This window comes from Butyrivibrio sp. XBB1001, assembly GCF_000424505.1.
Taxonomy (GTDB): domain Bacteria; phylum Bacillota; class Clostridia; order Lachnospirales; family Lachnospiraceae; genus Butyrivibrio.
The window spans coordinates 53,171-71,799 of the sequence record NZ_AUKA01000017.1; the positions used below are offsets into that span (position 1 = coordinate 53,171).

The 18,629-nt window shown below is 40.6% G+C and carries 20 protein-coding genes, 2 pseudogenes and 1 riboswitch; of the genes and pseudogenes, 18 read left to right on the forward strand and 4 right to left on the reverse strand.

Features of this window, described 5'->3' with window-relative positions; all coding sequences use genetic code 11:
- Positions 1 to 58 precede the first annotated feature (58 nt).
- The 5 genes from G631_RS0113290 (at position 59) to G631_RS19235 (ending at position 3,429) form a co-directional block, all read left to right on the forward strand.
- A complete protein-coding gene (locus G631_RS0113290) occupies positions 59 to 1,186 on the forward strand; it encodes a hypothetical protein (protein ID WP_026489875.1) in 1,128 nt (375 codons plus the stop codon).
- On the forward strand, positions 1,125 to 1,556 hold the full coding sequence (locus G631_RS0113295; RefSeq protein WP_155833925.1) for a hypothetical protein: 432 nt from the start codon (positions 1,125 to 1,127) through the stop codon (positions 1,554 to 1,556). The genes G631_RS0113290 and G631_RS0113295 overlap by 62 nt, the downstream gene beginning before the upstream one ends.
- Before the next feature lie 19 nt (positions 1,557 to 1,575).
- Complete coding sequence (locus G631_RS20980; RefSeq protein WP_155833926.1) at positions 1,576 to 1,749, forward strand: hypothetical protein; 174 nt, start codon at positions 1,576 to 1,578, stop codon at positions 1,747 to 1,749.
- A gap of 50 nt (positions 1,750 to 1,799) precedes the next feature.
- Positions 1,800 to 2,198 carry a DUF3237 family protein gene (locus G631_RS0113305; RefSeq protein ID WP_026489877.1) on the forward strand — a complete coding sequence of 133 codons (399 nt, stop codon included), beginning with the start codon at positions 1,800 to 1,802 and terminating at the stop codon, positions 2,196 to 2,198.
- 283 nt (positions 2,199 to 2,481) lie between these two features.
- On the forward strand, positions 2,482 to 3,429 hold the full coding sequence (locus G631_RS19235) for a hypothetical protein (protein WP_196803871.1): 948 nt from the start codon (positions 2,482 to 2,484) through the stop codon (positions 3,427 to 3,429).
- A 156-nt stretch (positions 3,430 to 3,585) separates the two neighbouring features.
- Here G631_RS19235 and G631_RS20985 read toward each other — a convergent pair whose 3' ends face one another.
- On the reverse strand, positions 3,586 to 3,747 hold the full coding sequence (locus G631_RS20985) for a hypothetical protein (RefSeq protein WP_155833927.1): 162 nt from the start codon (positions 3,745 to 3,747) through the stop codon (positions 3,586 to 3,588).
- 210 nt (positions 3,748 to 3,957) lie between these two features.
- Between G631_RS20985 and G631_RS20755 the strand changes: the two genes are divergently transcribed.
- Genes G631_RS20755 through G631_RS0113330 form a run of 3 tightly spaced genes read left to right on the forward strand, consistent with a single transcriptional unit; the run spans position 3,958 to position 7,681 of the window.
- On the forward strand, positions 3,958 to 4,956 hold the full coding sequence (locus G631_RS20755) for a GNAT family N-acetyltransferase (protein WP_081671358.1): 999 nt from the start codon (positions 3,958 to 3,960) through the stop codon (positions 4,954 to 4,956).
- Positions 4,957 to 5,016: 60 nt separating this feature from the next.
- Positions 5,017 to 6,879, forward strand: coding sequence for an ABC-F family ATP-binding cassette domain-containing protein (locus G631_RS0113325; protein ID WP_026489878.1), 1,863 nt, complete (start codon positions 5,017 to 5,019; stop codon positions 6,877 to 6,879).
- Positions 6,880 to 6,913: 34 nt separating this feature from the next.
- Positions 6,914 to 7,681: a ZIP family metal transporter gene (locus G631_RS0113330; protein WP_026489879.1), complete on the forward strand. Its 768-nt coding sequence runs from the start codon at positions 6,914 to 6,916 to the stop codon at positions 7,679 to 7,681.
- 96 nt (positions 7,682 to 7,777) lie between these two features.
- Here G631_RS0113330 and G631_RS0113335 read toward each other — a convergent pair whose 3' ends face one another.
- From G631_RS0113335 to G631_RS0113345, 3 genes are all read right to left on the reverse strand, one after another.
- Positions 7,778 to 8,014, reverse strand: a complete 237-nt coding sequence (locus G631_RS0113335; protein ID WP_026489880.1) for a zinc-ribbon domain-containing protein — start codon at positions 8,012 to 8,014, stop codon at positions 7,778 to 7,780.
- Positions 8,015 to 8,027: 13 nt separating this feature from the next.
- Complete coding sequence (locus G631_RS0113340; protein ID WP_026489881.1) at positions 8,028 to 8,453, reverse strand: hypothetical protein; 426 nt, start codon at positions 8,451 to 8,453, stop codon at positions 8,028 to 8,030.
- Positions 8,454 to 8,555: 102 nt separating this feature from the next.
- Complete coding sequence (locus G631_RS0113345) at positions 8,556 to 10,358, reverse strand: alpha/beta hydrolase (protein ID WP_026489882.1); 1,803 nt, start codon at positions 10,356 to 10,358, stop codon at positions 8,556 to 8,558.
- 171 nt (positions 10,359 to 10,529) lie between these two features.
- On the opposite strand from G631_RS0113345, the gene G631_RS0113350 reads away from it, so the two are divergent.
- From G631_RS0113350 to G631_RS0113395, 10 genes and pseudogenes are all read left to right on the forward strand, one after another.
- Positions 10,530 to 11,279, forward strand: a complete 750-nt coding sequence (locus tag G631_RS0113350) for a DeoR/GlpR family DNA-binding transcription regulator (protein WP_026489883.1) — start codon at positions 10,530 to 10,532, stop codon at positions 11,277 to 11,279.
- Positions 11,280 to 11,319: 40 nt separating this feature from the next.
- A complete protein-coding gene (locus G631_RS0113355; protein ID WP_026489884.1) occupies positions 11,320 to 12,054 on the forward strand; it encodes a nucleoside/nucleotide kinase family protein in 735 nt (244 codons plus the stop codon).
- Between the two features lie 185 nt (positions 12,055 to 12,239).
- Positions 12,240 to 12,689: an Hsp20/alpha crystallin family protein gene (locus G631_RS0113360; RefSeq protein ID WP_026489885.1), complete on the forward strand. Its 450-nt coding sequence runs from the start codon at positions 12,240 to 12,242 to the stop codon at positions 12,687 to 12,689.
- Positions 12,690 to 12,982: 293 nt separating this feature from the next.
- Positions 12,983 to 14,719 carry a GGDEF domain-containing protein gene (locus tag G631_RS0113365; RefSeq protein ID WP_026489886.1) on the forward strand — a complete coding sequence of 579 codons (1,737 nt, stop codon included), beginning with the start codon at positions 12,983 to 12,985 and terminating at the stop codon, positions 14,717 to 14,719.
- Positions 14,720 to 14,757: 38 nt separating this feature from the next.
- Positions 14,758 to 14,872: riboswitch (FMN riboswitch) on the forward strand.
- A gap of 175 nt (positions 14,873 to 15,047) precedes the next feature.
- Positions 15,048 to 15,668, forward strand: a pseudogene (gene ribD, locus G631_RS19245) (bifunctional diaminohydroxyphosphoribosylaminopyrimidine deaminase/5-amino-6-(5-phosphoribosylamino)uracil reductase RibD); the annotation flags it as partial.
- Positions 15,668 to 15,835 (forward strand): annotated as a pseudogene (locus G631_RS19250) (6,7-dimethyl-8-ribityllumazine synthase); the annotation flags it as partial. The pseudogenes ribD and G631_RS19250, both read left to right, overlap by 1 nt.
- A gap of 107 nt (positions 15,836 to 15,942) precedes the next feature.
- Positions 15,943 to 16,656, forward strand: a complete 714-nt coding sequence (locus G631_RS0113380; protein ID WP_026489887.1) for a hypothetical protein — start codon at positions 15,943 to 15,945, stop codon at positions 16,654 to 16,656.
- A 155-nt stretch (positions 16,657 to 16,811) separates the two neighbouring features.
- A complete protein-coding gene (locus G631_RS0113385) occupies positions 16,812 to 17,393 on the forward strand; it encodes a GNAT family N-acetyltransferase (RefSeq protein WP_035789834.1) in 582 nt (193 codons plus the stop codon).
- Between the two features lie 49 nt (positions 17,394 to 17,442).
- Positions 17,443 to 18,222, forward strand: a complete 780-nt coding sequence (locus G631_RS20355; protein WP_196803872.1) for a GNAT family N-acetyltransferase — start codon at positions 17,443 to 17,445, stop codon at positions 18,220 to 18,222.
- A gap of 55 nt (positions 18,223 to 18,277) precedes the next feature.
- A partial coding sequence (locus tag G631_RS0113395; protein WP_026489889.1) for an iron chaperone occupies positions 18,278 to 18,629 on the forward strand: 352 nt, incomplete at its 3' end.

The following is an 18,629-nucleotide window of genomic DNA, read 5'->3' on the forward strand; positions in this document are numbered from 1 at the left end:
GTGATGTTATCAAGTGATAAGAGTTTTTAGAAGAGTGATTTTAGAGGAGAAAAGCATTATGAAAAAATACAGCAAGTTATTTATGAGTATTGGTCTTATAGTATGCCTCTGCGGATGCGGGCAGAGCCAGAGTGGAGAAAGTGATGATATCTGGCAAAAGGTAGACGAAGCAGAGGCTGTAAATAGCGGAGCTAAAGAGGGAGAGGGTAGTAGCTCAGTTGCTGAAGCCAGTGCAGGTGATGCAGATAGCTACAGCGATTTCCTTGATAGTAAGGCGCCTGCAATAGCAATTTACGAAGGGCAGGAGAGCGAAGTATGGTTTAAAGATCTTCCGCAGGATCCACAGGAGTGGGACAGCTACAGCGTAAGCGATGAGAGAGTGGATCTTGATAACGATGGCAAGACAGAGCTTATATTAAATGGCCCTTATGGTGGAATGTATCTGGATGAAAGAGCAGGCAAGTACTTTGTTCTTGCTCAGGGGGAGGGTACTACAGGAGAACTTAGTTATGTATATTATGAGGGTAAAACATACATCATACATAGGGATACTTCTCATGGAGGTCGTCAATCATATCATTTTGACTGCTACAACGGTGATGGTGAGGTCACAGACGCTTTTGACCTGACTGCAGAATATTGGGATTCTGAATATGACTTCTACGACTCAGACAGTGACTTTACCTTTAGAGGCCAGAAGATCACTATGGATGAGTACGAAAAGCTCATGAAGGATATCTTTAATCAGCCCTCGAAAGCTGAATGGGGTGCAGAGACGGCTGCAACCGAGTTTGGCTATGACGATAACAGCGAAAAAATAGTTAATGATGCAAGCGACTCTTTTTATGACGCTATGGAAGCTTTTTATGGTGAATACATCTATAAGAAGGATTGTGATGGCTTGGAAGGTAGCTTGGCGATAATCCAGGAATTTGATAACAGCCGAGAGTACAGTATTTATGATAACAATACCAACGGATACAGATTCATTGCGCTAGGCTCTAATGTTGAGTACATAAAGGGTAACAAATTTTATATGAAATATCCTGAAACTGTTTATGAAGACGGCACGGAGGTTTTTAAGTATTATGTTTTTGCAAATCATGGAGCATATCTTGTCATCTTTGAAACAGATGAAAACTATGAAAACCCAGAGTACATCTACACAGCATGGCACAAGTACTAATGTTGCAACTGAAAAAATCAATGATAAGCCCAAGGTAAAACAAATCTACATAGGCAGGTGGCTTTATCATGCTCCCAATATGTCTCCAAACAAAGAGGGCAATCGTGTCCTTATATCTCAAGTGAACTTTGGCCCTTTGGAGACCTGGGAATGGGGCATAGATTCGAAAAATAAATTTTATGTTGATTATAAGTGGATTGAAAATGATTTCTATGCAGATGACAGCTTTCATGAGGAAAGGTCATTAGAAGAAGTAAAGGCTGTTTTAAATAGCTTCATAAAGACTTTTGCAGATAATGGACACCAGGATTGGGTTGAGGTATATAATAATTTGTTGGTGGAATTGGAAGAGGAATTCCAGAAAATATAAAAAAGTTGGAGGAGAAAAGATGTATTACTATGGAGGATTTTTTGTTGGCGCATTCCTGGTTGGATTGTTGCTATCATATCTAGGATTTGGGATAGTAGGAAAGATAGCGAAAATTCCGCAGAATAAAGGATTACGAATAGGTGTAGCCTTCTTGATTGCTGTAATCTGGACTATAAAAGAACTAAATGGTTGAGGAATGGGAATCAGCATTAGCGATGCTTTAGAAGGTTGGGGGAAACTTGAATGAAAGAAGTACTTACGATAAGGGTTGCTATCACAGATTGCCTTGAGGTAAAGGGAAAAAGTGAGTGCGCAAGAATGATATTGTTTGATGGTACTTGTGACTGCGAATATTTCAAAGGAAAGGTTATTCCCGGCGGAGTTGATACGCAAAAGGATTTTGCGGGGAAAGAAACTATGCTATCCGCGAGATATATCCTCGAAGGCCAAGACAGCGAGGGTAGAAAGTGCAGGATATTTATAGAGAACAATGGGCAGGTAGACAAGAATGGCCAGATATCTGCCATCCCCCACATTATAACTGATAGTAACGCGCTGTCATTTCTTGAAAATGCTGAACTTAAGTCTACTGTTGAAGGCATCGAAGGCGGCGTTTTGGTTCGTATATTTTTGATGTCCTGAACTAAATCAAATAGTGCAAACATTAGAAAGAACTAGGTGTTGTGAGAGGATTCAAAGCAATAGCTAGTTCTTTTGCATATATATTTATATTGTTTTTCGACATACATAAAATCTTAAGAAATTTCGATGGTATTTCTTAAGAATTTTGTGCTAGCATAGATTCCGGCTCAAGATTTCAGTCGACATATCTGTTGACACTCGGGCCATCATATCTGGCAGTTCGCCAGCTATTTCCTACAGCAGCTTGCAAGCATTGTAGAAAAAATGAAAGGAATCAAAATAATTGCAAATAGAAAATCAAAAGTATAAAGACACTGTCTTTAGAATGCTCTTCAACAATAAGCTCAACTTATTAGAGCTTTATAATGCCATAAGCGGCACCAACTACACTAATCCAGATGATCTGACGATCACTACTCTTAACGGAGAAACTTTTCTAAAAGTCAAAAATGATCTGTCATTTATCATCAATCTTGAACTAAATATCTTTGAGCACCAGTCTACTCCATGTCCAAACATTCCTCTTAGAAACCTGTATTATCTGGCAGCTACATTAAAAGAAAAGTTTCCGACTGAAAAAATCTATAGTCCTACTATGATTAAAATTCCAGTGCCTAAGTTTATAGTGTTCTACAACGGCACATCTCCAATGAACGACAAAGTAATCTATCGTCTGTCTGAGATGTTTATCAAGAAAGATGATAATCCTTCTGTGGAGCTAGCAGTTACTGCGCTTAATGTTAACAACGGTCACAATGCCGGGCTCATGGAGGCTTGTAAAACCTTAAAGGGCTATTCCATTTTCGTCTCAAAAGTGCGAAAATATAAGCAGTTAGTGGAAGATGAGTACGACTTGTCACACTCTACTCCACTCAAGCTTTTAGCAGACAAAAGAGACGTAATGAATAATCTCATCAAAAAAGCAGTTACTCTAGCCATCGATGAGTGCATTCAGGAAAATGTCCTTAAATCTTTCTTTGAAGAGTACAGAGAGGAGATCATAACTGTGGGTGTATTGGAATACTCTTATGAACGTCATATGCAAGTTCTTCAGGATGAAAGTTACAATAATGGGGTCAAGAATACAACTGAGTTATTCTCATGGCTAAAATCTAATGGCCGAGCATCAGATGTATTAACCGCAATCGATGATTCTGACTTCCTCTCACAGCTTTTTGCTGAATACGAAGCCTGGAAGCACGCCAATAAAGCTTCTGGTACAAATTCCTAAGGCTGATCAAGCTGAGCATCTGAAAGATATTGCAGAAGTCAATAGACTTGATGGAATAAAAGAAGGTAAAATCGAAGGCATCGATTTAATCAATGTGGAACTAATAAACCAGGTACTGTGATGAAAACTTACTCACAGTACCTGGTTTATCATTTTTTATTTAAAGAGAAATGCACTTCTTCTGATCAGGCCGACGGCTGATAGAGCGCCGAAGGATTCAAGCTTTTTTTCAAGTGCAATGCTGCTAAGCTGTGAAGCGCAGGAGTTACCTCCCTCTACAGTTTTTTCGTTCTTGATTTTTTCAACGTAGTTTTTCATCAAACTAACCCCCTTAATAATTATTCGTGTTTTATCAGGTACTCATTTCATTTGTGGCACCTACATATATATACGAAGGAGAAATTTCTGTGGCAATTGGTCGAAGTATGTTTGTAGTGAGCATTTGAAATGATGCATTGACACGCATATTATGACTAATTTAGAATATGCGTGTTATATGCAAGATTCAACAGAAATGGAGACACGATAATGACAGCAGAAGAGTTATGGGCAGAATTTTGTTCAAAGAAAAATGTAGATATTAACACACCTTATGAAGCATGGGGATTTGGAGGATCAGGAGACGATGTTCCTGGCAGGCTTGCTAAGCTTGTAAAGGAAGGCATAAAATTTGGAACAGCAAGTAGCTATGACTTGTATGAAATAGAAGACGCACTAGATGAGCTTCCCAAGGCTGGTGATTATAGTGTGATACTTGATGAAAACGATGAAGCAGTCTGTGTTATCAGGGATTATGATGTATATGTCAGACCTTTTAAGGAAGTATCGCCTTTCCATGCGTTTTCAGAAGGTGAAGGGGATAAATCTTTAAAGTACTGGAGAGAGGTTCATAAGGAATTCTTTGAAGAAGAGCTTGAGGAAACAGATTTATCCTTTACTGAGGATTTAAAGGTTGTATGCGAGAAGTTCTCTCTAGAGTACGTTCCGGGCAAGGATTCCGAACAGGAATTGCTATTTGTGGAGCCTTCAATGGATTATGCGGACGAAATTGAAAGCTACAAAAAGGAAATGCTGGAAGCAGGCTCAAGCTTTGATGGATGCTTTTCTATGAAAAGACATGACAATGTAAGAGACTTTGTCGATGACTGCATAAAGTGGTCCAATCCAAGCAGAGAGGCTGATGAGCACGGAGTCTGGGGAAATGTTATCCTTGTTATCAGAAAGGCTGATCGCAAAATGGTAGGCTGCATGCAGGTTCACAATGTTTTGAATGACAGAATGAAAAACTATACAGGTCATGTGGGCTACAGCGTGCGACCATCAGAAAGAAGAAAGGGTTATGCAACCAAGATGCTATCCAAAGCCTGCGATTTCCTAAGGAGCTTTGGCATAGATGAGATTGGCGTGAGCTGTCTTCCAGATAATGAGGCCAGCAGAAAGACGATTCTTGCTAATGGCGGCGAATATGTTGAGACAGTATTCCTCGAGGAGGATAATGTAAATCTGGAAAGGTATATCATCAGATGATATAATGCTGAAATGCTATCTAATGGTGGCTAATCAGTTCAGTATATTGGAGCCTTTTTAATGAATATATTAAATGTAGAAAACGTATCAAAAACATACATGTCTAAGCCTGTCCTGGAAGGCATTTCCGTTGGGATTAGTGATACAGACAAGATTGGAGTAGTTGGAACAAATGGAACAGGTAAGTCTACTCTGCTTTCTATTGTGGCTGGTGTAACAGAGCCGGACAGTGGACAGGTAGTAGCAAGTAACGGACTTAGAATCTCATATCTTCCGCAGAATCCTGTCTTTGATAAGAGCAAGAACCTGCTTCAGAATATCACAGATACAATTTATGCAGGCGGCGAGAACTGGGACAAGATGGGGGAAATCAAGGCAACTCTTGCAAAGTTTGGCATAGATGACCCTGAGTGCGATCCATCGATTTTATCTGGCGGACAGAAGAAAAGAGCTGCGCTTGTAGCAGCTATCATGACTCCGTCAGATTTATTGATCCTGGACGAGCCTACTAACCATCTGGATTCTGAGATGATCGAGTGGCTGGAAGACTTTCTGCAGCATTTTAGAGGGGCACTTCTTATGATCACTCATGACAGGTATTTCCTGGATGAAGTGACCAATCAGATCCTGGAGATAGATAAGGGCAGTGTTTACCGCTATGAGTCTAATTATTCAGGCTTTTTGGAGCTAAAGCAGCAGCGTCTTGACTATGAGCAGGCCGCTGAGAGAAAGGCGCAGTCTCTATACAGAAAGGACCTAGCCTGGATGCTTAGAGGAGCAAGAGCTCGTTCAACCAAACAAAAGGCCCATATCCAGAGGTTTGAAGAGCTTCGCGACAGACAAAAGCCCGAGGAAGAGAGATTTGTAGAGCTCAGCTCTCTTCCTAGCAGAATGGGGAACAAGACCATAATACTTGAGCATATTTCCAAGGCCTATGAGAACAGGACTTTGTTCAGGGACTTTTCCTATACTTTTAATAAGCTTGACAGAATAGGAATAATTGGGCCCAATGGCTGCGGTAAGTCAACTCTTTTAAAGTGCATAATTGGTGCTATTACGCCGGATGAAGGCACTGTTGAGATTGGTCAGACCATCAAGATTGGCTATTTTGGCCAGGAAAATGAAGCTCTTGATGAGAGCAAAAGAGTCATAGATTACATCAAGGATACGGCTGAGTTTATCAGAACAGCAGAGGGCCTTGTGTCTGCATCTGTTATGTGCGAGAGATTTCTCTTTAGCCCGGACATGCAGTATGCGCCTATTTCCAAGCTTTCAGGCGGGGAAAAGAGAAGGCTGTACCTCTTAAGAGTACTGATGGAGCAGCCAAATGTCATAATCCTGGACGAGCCTACTAACGATCTGGATATTCAGACTCTAAGGATTCTCGAGGATTACCTTGATGGATTTGCGGGAATAATCATAACTGTCAGCCACGACAGATATTTCCTGGACCGCGTGGTCACAAGGATTTTTGCATTTGAAGAAGGCGGAGAGCTATATCAGAGTGAGGGTGGCTACTCAGATTATGTGATACACAAACAGAGTCTGGAAGCTGTTTCTAGCGACAATAAAGCTAACATTGCTGGTCAGAAGAGAGCGGGCAGCACTTCAGAAAGTAAATCAACTGGTAACAGTGCAGGAGATACTCAGCAGGAGAAGCCTTCAAATGGCAAGTACCGTGCTCCTCGCGAAAAAACCAAGCTTTCTTACAAGGAACAAAAAGAGTACGATAGTATAGAAGAAGAGATTGAGAAGTTAGAGCAAAAAAGTGCAGAGCTTGAAGGGCAGATTGTTGAGGCAGCAACTGATTATCCAAGGCTTGTTGCTCTTACTAAGGAAAAAGAGGAAGTTGACGCAGAAATAGAGCGTAAAATGGATAGATTTGTTGAACTACAGGAAATGGTGGACAGTTTTTCGAAATAAAACTATCGCGACTTGTACATAAGGGGGTTTGCATATGTGGAACATTCTGATCATTCCTTTTTTGGGAACAACGCTTGGAGCGGCCAGTGTCTTTTTAGTTAAAAGAGAAATAGGAAACAGGCTGCAGCGAGGACTTACGGGATTTGCTTCTGGAGTAATGGTCTCGGCATCTTTCTTTAGCCTCCTGCTCCCAGCTCTTGAGTTGTCTAATGATATGGGCAAATTGGGGTTTATTCCAGCATCCATTGGATTTGGAATTGGAATGTTGTTCCTATTATTTATGGACATGGTGATTCCTCATATGCACCTGGATAAATGCGAGGAAGGACCTAGAACAGGCCTTAAGAGAACTACAAAGCTGGTTCTTGCGGTAACTCTTCACAACCTGCCTGAGGGAATGGCTGTTGGAATAGTTTGTGCCGGCTGGATGTATGGAAACAGCGCTATTTCTTTTGCTGGTGCTCTTGCTCTGGCAATTGGTATAGCACTTCAGAACTTCCCAGAAGGTGCAATTGTGTCCATGCCGCTTCTAGGTGAGGGAGTTCCAAAAGGCAAGACCTTTTTGTACGGAATGCTATCAGGAATTGTTGAGCCTATAGGCGCACTTTTAGTTATCTTTGCCTCTGGCTTTTTTATTCCTCTTATGCCATACCTATTAAGTTTTGCGGCAGGAGCCATGATCTATGTTGTTGTGGAGGAACTTATCCCTGAGATGTCTGAGGGAGTCCACTCCAATGTAGGTACTATCTCTTTTGCCATGGGATTTATATTGATGATGGCCCTTGATATTGGGCTTGGATAAATAATAAAACTGAAGAGCAATAGATTAACTTGATTATCAGGAGCAGATAAGTTTTTAAAGAATGGCGCAGGGTTTCATTACCCTGCGCCATTGTTTTTAAGCTTTCTTGAGCTCTTTATATCTGGAACCTGTAAGGATTTCTGAATCTCCGCAGCAAGGGCAGATGATCAGACGCTTTGAAGTCCAGCCGATTACTGGGATGTAGAAAATAGTAAGAGCTGTCTTCTCTCTTGCAAGTGAACGATTAACATCGTGATGACAGTTAGGGCATATGCATCTGCCAAGGTCCTTGTCAACTTTTATCTTTTTTCTGCTACCATATAAAATAAACATTTTGTTCCTCCTCTTATGCTATAAGGCTGCCTGCATTCATGCGGCAACGTTCTGTTAAAGTGCTAAGTGTAGTATTGTAGTCAGCAACGTTCTGTGCCTTAGAGCACTTTGAGAAATAGAATATCTCATTCTGAGCAGTCTCAACGGCAATAGCCTTAAAGCTGTAGTCATAATTGCCATAGAAGCAATTTGAACTGTAGACATTAGTGATATCCTTGATTGGAAGAATAACTAATGTTCTTTTAAAGTCACCGTAATGACATACATAGTTAGCAGTGATCATGATATGTGCCTTAGCCAGATTCATTGCGCCAGCGCTCTGAGCCTCTGCAAGAAATGCGTTCAAATGCTCAATGCCACGGCCATTTTCAAGAGCCTTAGTAACTGCGGCAACATTCTTTTCCTTTTCCATGTTAAATACTTTTTCAAATTTTAACATCTTTTTTTCCTCCTCCGGTGAATAGCCACCAAGACGCAATTATAAACCTATTCGGAGGATTGTTCAACTTTTAACAATTAGTTGTTTGCAATTAATTTGGCTCTATTTACCTACAAAGATAAGGTCTGTAGCAACTGCCATCCAGGTAAAGAACATGGAATTGAAGATTGCTGGTAAGTAGAAATTCTTGGTCTTTCTGTAGAGGATGCTTGCAAGGATTCCAACAGGAATCATCATTATGGCTGCATCTACGAGAGATCCGTTTGCTCTTGACATACCAAGACTTGTGATTGGCGTAGTATGTAAGAATGCGATTTTTCCATATGCGTAGAGCAGGAAGAACATAGGTGGCAGACCATTTGCCAGCCAGAACAAAATCGTTGAGACAACAGGCTTATCCTTAATGTAAAAACTTGTTGAGTGAAGGTAATTTGCAACAAGGAAAGGAATAAGGTACAGAGGGAAGTACATAAGGAACTTCTCCATTCTGAGCCTAGTGAGGCTATTTAGCTGGACCTTCCAAAGCCTTGGGCTTATAGCAAAAAGCTGCTCGCCAAAGGTAACAATAAAGTAAACAAATAAAAGTGATAAGAAACTGAATAATACTCCCTTTAACAGCATTGGAGCCATTCTGGTGCCGGGCAAGGTGATCTGCTCCTTAAGGGCTTTCTTATCGGCCTTAACAATTGCAAAATTCATGATAATAAATAAGAGAAGGCCAAAGAGCTGCAAGCAGCAAAGCCAGAATACAAGGCCATTTACATTTTGAATATTTGTTCCATGAACTAGATTTTTGGAAACCCATTTATTAAGGATCCCCTGTCCTGTAGGAACTGCCCAGGCTGCGGTAGCAGCACCAAATAATGCCGGAAGAACAAGCCCAAGGCAAACAAACCATTTCTTTGGACTTGCCTCAAGCACTACTCTTTCCTTTGTTACAAGATCTTCTTTAAAGAAATCAAGATCGATCAGGAATGAAACTACACATATCATGGCTATGATCACAGCTATAAAAGAAAGGGCTGTGCCAAGTTCTTTCCACATGAACAGAATAGGCTTATTGTTAGGAAGATTAAAGGTTGTTGTATAGAAATCACAGGCTGCCTTTACAAAGGAAGGGCTTGCAAGCCCTGCTACATGGCCGGTCCATCCTTCATAATAAATGCGGCCAGTGCCACTTGCTGGATCTCCATACCACTTCCAGAAATCAAACTGATCAACACCAAGAACCTCAGTATATTGAGGGTTCTTGTTCATTTCTCGTCTGTCCCCTCTATAGAGGTTGTCCCATTCTCCTTCAAATAATGCGCTGTTTATCTGATATTCGTTGGTTAAAAGACCGCCTGCTCCAACGTACATTACGCCTTTAACACCATCTCTAATGATCATCTTGGGCGATTCGTTGCCAGCATCATCTTTTACCATTTCACCAGATGGATCTGGGACATATAGAGCAGCATTGACGCGGGAAGCTCCCATTGACCAGCCAATATATCCAATGTTTGTAGTATCTATGAAGTCAAGACCATAAACATAATCAGTGACATCAATTGATCCAAGGCCGTCATTATCTTTTTCTACATCTGAGCGGCCTATAGTATATGGCTCAATGCCGATGGCTACTATGTTCCTGCGAGCCAGCTCCATACCTGCATCTGACATGTACTCAACGCTTGCGTTTCCGCCTGGAATCAGCATTACTGCAGGTGCAGGATTCTCTCTGGTTGCGCTCTTTGGCTTGAATACTTCAAGACTGATCGCAACACCCCTGTCTGTCATGACGGACAGACGTCTCATCTCTACATTTCCCCCGTCAGTCATAGTGCTATAGGCAATAATGAGACCTATAAAGAAGACTGCAAGTGAAACCAGAAATACTTTTGTTAGTTTTTGCTTTTCTTTCATTTCATACCATCCCCTTTATTTTTTTGTAGGAAAGAACTTCCCCATATATCAAATGTATCGCTGAAAAAGTTTTCATACAATTGGCGGTGATAAGATTGAAAATTCAATCAATTTTTGATCAAATTTGATATAATATAATCAAAATCGATCATCTCAGGAGAGGCATATATCATGCTTAAGACCGAACGTTATTCCAAAATATATGATCTGGTAAAAGATAAAAAAAGTGTTACAGTTCAGTATCTTAGCAGAAAACTGTACACCTCTGAGGCGACGATCCGCAGAGATCTGGCAGATATGGAAAAGAGCAACCTAATAAAAAGGGTGTGGGGCGGAGCTATGCTTCCAACAGTAAATAAGGATGCACCTCTTTTTGTCAGAGAGCAGACTAACCAGGCGGCCAAGGAAAAAATAGCCAGGATCGCTGCAAGATTTCTTCATAATTCATGCTCGGTTTTCATGGACCCAAGCTCCACCTGCCTACCTCTGATACAATATATGAAGGACCTGAAAAACATTGTAGTAGTTACAAACTCCCTTCATGTAAGTAAGATGCTTGCCAATGAGACAGAGGCTTCCATTATTATTCTGGGCGGACATGTTTATGAAGGTACAATACTGGCGGGGCGCACTGTTGTAGAGGCTGTCAGGCAGTATCATACAGATCTGATGTTTTTTTCCTGCAGCGGAATATCAGCTTCTGCAGGCCTTACCAGCCTTGAACCACGTGTGGTGGAGGTAAGCCAGGAGATGATGCGACATACTTCAAAGAGGATTCTCCTAGCAGATAGCAGTAAAGTCGGAGTTGAAACACTGCTGACTTTATCTGATTTGTCTGTGCTTGACTATGTGATCATGGAGAAAGTTCCTGATGATCCGGAGCTTGTGAGAATACTAGGAGACAGACTTATAACTGAGTAATATGTATCTAGTAAATCAGTAGTATCAGGGAGTAGTAGACATGAATTATTCAGTAGAAATCAACGGAATACAGGTTGACGCCACATACAGTGAAGGTGCTGTAAAAGAGATTTTTTTACCACTACTTAGGAATTTGACTAAGATACAGAAGGAAAAGAAAAGACGAATATTGGTCTTGCTTGCAGCTCCTCCTGGAACTGGAAAGAGCACTCTTTGCAGCTTCCTTGAGAAGCTATCATCAGAATACGATGATATTACTAATGTTCAGGCCATAGGAATGGATGGATTTCACAGAAGGCAGGAATATCTTACATCACATACAACAATTAGAGATGGAAAAGAAATAAAAATGGTTGAGATAAAGGGGGCACCCATTACCTTTGACCTTGAGAAGCTTACAAGTGCCATAGAAAAAGTGACTTCAGGCGTAGACTGCTTCTGGCCCACCTATGACAGACATTTGCACAATCCAATAGAAGATGCCATACATATAACAGAGCCAATAGTCCTTTTAGAGGGCAATTATCTTTTATTGGAAGAGGAAGGCTGGCAAAATCTTAGAAAATATGCGGATTACACAATTAGCCTTGCTGCTGATGAGCAAATGCTAAGGGACAGACTTATTGACAGAAAGATGAAGAGCGGAAATGACAGAGAGACCGCCACTTCTTTTGTTGACTACAGTGATATGGTAAATGTCAGGCTATGTCTTGAAAAGACCGCCCTAGCAGATTTGCGGCTATGGGTCGATGGTGACAGTAATTTTGTCATGTAAAACATAATACAATTTTATCCAAATTAGCACTCTCTATTGACGAGTGCTAATTATGGTGTTATATATAAAGTAGAACAAAGGAACAGAGAAGACCGTTAGGACTTACAGCTTCCTAAGATCCAAACCCTCCGTCCCAATGCTCAATAACAGTTAACAATTGTTCTTGTGCAAAGGAGGTATGTATTATGTTAGCACCTAGTATTTTTGAAGAGAATTTTATTGATGATCTGTTTGGTTTCCCAATGAGAGAATTCGATGACATGGAGCGTAAACTCTATGGCAGAAAAGCTAACAGGATGATGAAGACTGATATCAGGGAGAAGGACGACAACTATGAAGTATCAATCGACCTGCCAGGCTTCAAGAAGGAAGAGATAACAGTAGAACTTAATAACGGTTATCTTACAATCAGCGCTGCTAAGGGTCTTGATAAAGACCAGAATGACAAGAAGGGCAAACTCATCAGGCAGGAGAGATACGCAGGATCCATGACAAGGAGTTTCTACATTGGCGATAATGTAGAGAAGGAAGACATTGAGGCTACCTACAGGCACGGTGTACTTACGCTGACACTGGCCAAGAAAGCCTTGGAGAAGAAGATTCCAGAAAAGAATCTGATAGCTATTGAGGGATAATATATAAAAATCAAACATAAATGATTCGGAATAGCCCGGCACAGATGTGCCGGGCTATTTTTTCTGTATGAAGAATCTAGAACGCTGCAAGTAACATGCTTTCTTCATAAAGAATCTAGAACGCTGCAAGCGATATTATTTTTTTAGAAAAAACATAAATATATGCTATAATAAATCGCACAAAATGTTATAGCGTGCAACATTAAGAAAATTACAAGTGTTGACCGTAAAAAACCTATGCATTAAAATTTTAATGTGGGATTAATTATCGTTATTCAGATAGGAATAGCCATATGAAAGACGTAAGTTTTCATGAAATAATCATATCCAGAGATGATCAGAGGATAATTTCTGCAGATGCAGAAGTTTATGATGCTCTTGGCGATTTTGTTGTTAAGCCTATGTATGAGCTGATTGCCGTCGAGGATATGGAAATATATAAAAAAAATATCAAGAATTGCGATGGCACCTTTTATCCCAGTAAAATCCTGGCTCCTGATACTATGTATTACACTTATATGCGGGCACAGGATGATAATGATCTGATAAGGCTTACTGTAGTCAATGCGCAGGATTTTTTAAATGCGCATTCTTCTCTAATGAAGGCAATTAACGCTTATAGAACACAGCTTGATCTGTACGAGGATGTTTTTTTTGAGTACGACAAGGATCTTGGAACAGTGGAGATATATAATACTGAGCGTGCATATTTTGATACAGGAACTTATTCCATTAGTGAATTTGAGGAGCTTTTGCTTGCTAAGGCGGATGAAGAGCAGCGGCATGCCGTTAAGAGCTTTATAACCCAGGTTAAATCTGGTGTAGGCAGGAGCACTACTATAATAGATGGCAATATTTTAAGTGATGATCCAAGTGTGACACATACCGTATTAGATGAGGCTTTTATTTTCTATGGAGCAAATAGTGAGGGTGTAGTAGGTCACATTCAGCTAAGAAGAGATAACGAATTAATCAAGGTTAATGATATCAAGCATGATTCCCTTACCGGTCTTATAGATAAGACTGATATTATCAGGATTGCCAAGGAGAGGATAGATGACAGGCGCCTTGAGGGAACAGCTGTAGCTATAATAGATGTGGACTTCTTTAAGAGCGTCAATGACAGCTATGGTCATCAGTTTGGCGACGAAGTTATCAAAAAAGTGGCAGATATAATATCCAATGAAGTAGGGACGCATGGTGTTTCCGGGCGCTTTGGCGGAGATGAGTTTTTTATTGTTTTATACAATATTATGTCAGAGGATCAGATAAGGCCTATACTAAAGGGCATCAAGAATAAGGTTAGCTCAACTTTTCCTGACAAGGGGATGGACAAGGATACGCCTCTTTCGGTTTCTATTGGTGCAGCTGTATTTCCGAATGATGCAGATTGCTACGATGATCTTTTTATGCTGGCGGATCACTGCCTGTATCTGGCCAAGAAAAAGGGCAGAAACAGATATATTGTTTACACACGGGAAAAGCATGGCACTATGGAGGATATTAAGCTTAAGAATGAGTCTTCTGGCATGGCGAATGAAAGAGATGTTTCCTGTGGTGATGTAATTGTGAGGATGTTTGATACAGCTCTTCATAATAAAGATAACAATTATGAGAAATTCATGAATGAATTTGCGGAAACCTTTGAGTTTCAAAATGTTATGCTGTTTGAAGGAAATCCCTTTAAGTTCAGATATGCCACGGGTAGTAGTGTTATAAATGATCAGGATGCCATTGATTTTGTTCTGGGCATTCTTAATAGTGAGGCAAAAGAGAAATATTTTTCCCTTGGGGATTTTGTAGTTATAAATCGCCTGGAGATGCTACCTCCACACGCACATGCCATCAAGGATTTTCTTGTGAACAGGGGGATATACTCTCTGCTCATCATAAGATTTTTTGACATAAACCAAAAAGAGTGCATACTTATCATTACAAGTGTTGGGAAAAAGAATCAGTGGAATCAGTATCAGTTCAAGTATTACAGGGCTTTTACTGATCTGTTGTCACTTCTTTCGATAAACAGTTGACTAATATAGTACCATGAGGTATCATGTACACAATTAAATAGTATCTTCAGGGCAGGGTGTGATTCCCTACCGGTGGTATAGCCCACGAGCCGCAAGGCATGATTCGGTGTGATTCCGAAGCCGACAGTATAGTCTGGATGGAAGAAGATGGTTCTTTTAGTAATGTATTGCTCTGAGATTTTATATCTCAGAGCTTTTCTTTTTACAAGGCCGCTGATATGAAGTATTACAGTTATGCCTTTATATTACTGGAAAAAGAGTTTATTTTTGCCTCGGAGCTTAGGTTTCCGGGGCTTTTTCAATATTTAAATTTTTTTTGGAGGAGAGGATGGAAGATAGAAAATACATGGAACGGGCCCTGGAACTTGCCAGAAAAGGTGCAGGCTTTGTCAGCCCAAATCCCATGGTGGGAGCAGTGATTGTCAAAGATGGGGAAATTATAGGTGAGGGCTACCACGAGAAATATGGCGAGCTCCACGCCGAGAGAAACGCACTGAAAAATTGTAGGAAATCACCAAAGGGAGCAACAATGTATGTCACTCTTGAGCCATGCTGTCATTACGGCAAAACGCCGCCCTGTACAGAGGCGATAATTGAGAGCGGGATAGAGAGAGTGGTCATAGGAACCTTGGATGTGAACCCTGTTGTGGCGGGGAAAGGCGCCAGAATTCTTGCAGAAACCGGCATCAGGGTAGAGGTTGGAGTGTTGGAAGCAGAATGTAAAAAGCTCAATAGAGTTTTCAATAAATATATGGCTTCTAAACTTCCCTATGTGGTGATGAAGTACGCTATGACAGCAGATGGCAAGATAGCAACATCAAGCGGCCAGTCCAAGTGGATCACAGGGGATGCGGCCAGAAAAAATGTTCACAGACTGCGTAAAAACCTCTCCGGGATCATGGTTGGGGTATCTACGGTTATGGCCGATGATTCAAGTCTAGATTGCAGGTCAGTATGAACTCTGGAATTCCTGTGATGTTCGGAGTACTCACCACAGATACTATCGAGCAGGCCGTTGAGCGTGCTGGTACCAAGGCTGGCAATAAGGGCTTTGAATGTGCACAGGGAGCAATAGAGATGGTGAATCTGATAAAGTCATTTGAAGTGACTAACTGATTAAAGTAACATACGATTGGTATTGACAAAAGGTACTATATAATTTCTGAGGTGTGCGTGATAAGGTCAATGTAGGTACAGTGTTAGTTTCATTTTCAGGAGTATTGATGAGATTATCCAATAAGAAAACCATTATCGCCATAATCATAGCTAACGTCATGTTGGTTCTTTTTGCTATTGCCGGAAAAATGCTTACAAGATTCGACTATGAGGATCATCTGGATGATACGGTGATATCTGTTGACGGAACAGACATTACTCTTAGAGAATTTGGATATTACATTTACGAAGTAGAGAGCTTTGTACAAAACCAGGCACTCTTGTATGATCCTGAAAATCCGAAGCACTGGTGGAATACGCATTTTTCTGCCGGCCCTGATTCGCAGTTCGTCTGCGATTATGCTAAAAAGGTTGCCTTGAACACTTGTATATGTGATCAGATATACTACGCGGAAGCGGTCAGATCAGGGATTGGCCGCGATGAGGAGCTGACATCACAGACTATAGGAGAGGCAAGAGCTCTTTATCTAAACATGACTCCCTTGCAGCTTGAAGTAACGGGACTGAATGAAGAGCTTATCATTGAAATGCATAATAGGCATGTGATTGCTTCAAAATATGCGAAGAAGCTCTCTGGCGAGCAGAACTTTAGTAAGTATGATAAAGAGCCAGATGAGCTTCTAAACTGGGATGGAGAGTATTATCAGGAAGAAATCCTGCCCAAACATGAAGTAATAATAAACGATAAGTTATTGCGCAAGATTACACTAGGAAAAATTACTGTGAATCATGATTCCACCAATCCTACAGTAAGTAGATGAGTGAACCAGAATTACAAATCTCTTGGAAGGAGTAGCTGCAGGTATGTAAGTTGTGTGCAGTTCATAACCGTCAAAAGATTTAATTATATGGCTAAAGATGTTTAACTTCCAGTAGTATAGACGATGACAAATCGGGATAGTAGATGGAGGAGACTATGTTAAATGATTATGCAATAGACAAGCCAATTCTTGAAACGGACAGATTGATCATTCGTGTGCTTAACGAAAATGATGTTCCGGATTTAAGAGAGTGGCTTGGGCGAGATGAAATCTATACATATTGGGGAAGAAAAGCAAGCAAAGGCGAGAAAAATCCTGAACTCATGTTTATTGATCCACGTCCTTGGGTAAAAAGAAAACCTTCTCTTGATCTTGATTGGGGAATTGTATTGAAAGAAACCAATAAAGTGGTAGGTATGATCGCAGTATTTGATATTCAAAATGCCAGAATGGGCGATATAGCATACAGGATTAATCCTGAGTACTGGAGTATGGGAATTACTACAGAAGCTTTGAAGGAAGTGTTACGGTTTGTATTTGAGAACACAGAAATTAACCGATTGAATGGACGGGTGGATGTGAGAAATGCGGCTTCAAATAAAGTTATGGAAAAATGTGGTTTTATAAAAGAAGGAACCGTTCGTCAAGGGAAAATGGTTTCCGTTTATTGTGACTATAATATTTACGGTATGCTTAGAGAAGATTATTTAAGGATATATGCAAAGAAAATGGAATAGATATGCAGTAAAAGGAATAAATAGTTGCTTTGGGAATAAAGGTGAGAGTATGAACAAACAAGAGATCATAAGTATACTGGATGATTTTCAATATAGCCGCGATGAATACTGGATAATAACAGGAAGCGCCATGGTTCTGTACGGAATCCGAGAGCAAACTCATGATATAGATATGGGATGCACGTCAAAGATGGCAGATCAACTTGCGGCAGATGGCTACTCGTTTTCTTTTACAGAAAGCGGTAATAGGAAGTTTGAAATCGGTGAAAACATAGAGGTACTTGAGAACTGGATCAAAGATACAATTGTTATGGTTGATAACGTTCCGGTAATTTCTATCAAAGGCCTAATCCTGATGAAACAGGAACTTGGGCGAGACAAGGACAAAAAAGATATTGCATTGATCAAGGAATATATTGGCAAGAAGATCGAACTTGTTGAGAATGTTTTGAAACCGGAAGATTTTGTGAGGCTTAGGGCTACTACAGGTTTTGCAGATATTCCCGTGGAGCATGCAAGAAAGGCACTCAGTAATGGTCTTATAAATATCTCTGTCTTGAAAGACGGAGAACTTATAGGAATGGGAAGGCTTGTTGGCGATGGCGCGATGTATTGGTATCTGCAGGAAATAGTGGTTTTGCCGGAATACCAAGGTATGGGAATAGGAACCAAGATAGTTAACTATCTTGTTGACTATGCTGTAAAGAATTCTTCAACAGGGAAATTTACCACTATTGGTGGTGTTTCTGCCAAAGGGAAGGAAGGCTTTTATCAGAAACTTGGATTTGAAGTAATATCTAATGGGATAAGAAAAATGATAGAGATATAGGATTATGTTTCAGGATAATAGACTAAGACAAATCGAGATTTGAAGAGGTGAAGCCATGGCATGGAAATGTCCGAAATGCGGCAGAGAGTTCAGCAGACAAAACCAGGACCATTACTGTGTGAAACCGCAGAATATTGATGAATACATTGCTGCTCAGGATGAGAAATATAAGCCCAGATTAATGGAGATCCGGGAGATCCTTCGTGATGCACTGCCGGACGCGGAGGAACGGATCTCCTGGTCGATGCCCACTTATTGGAAAGGTCGTAATATCATTCATTTCGCAGCATCAAAGAAACATCTGGGCATTTATCCTGGTGATGAGGCTACAGCTGTATTTACGGAGGAACTCTCCGATTATGACGTAAGCAAGGGCACGATACGGATCCCCTATGATCAGCCTTTAC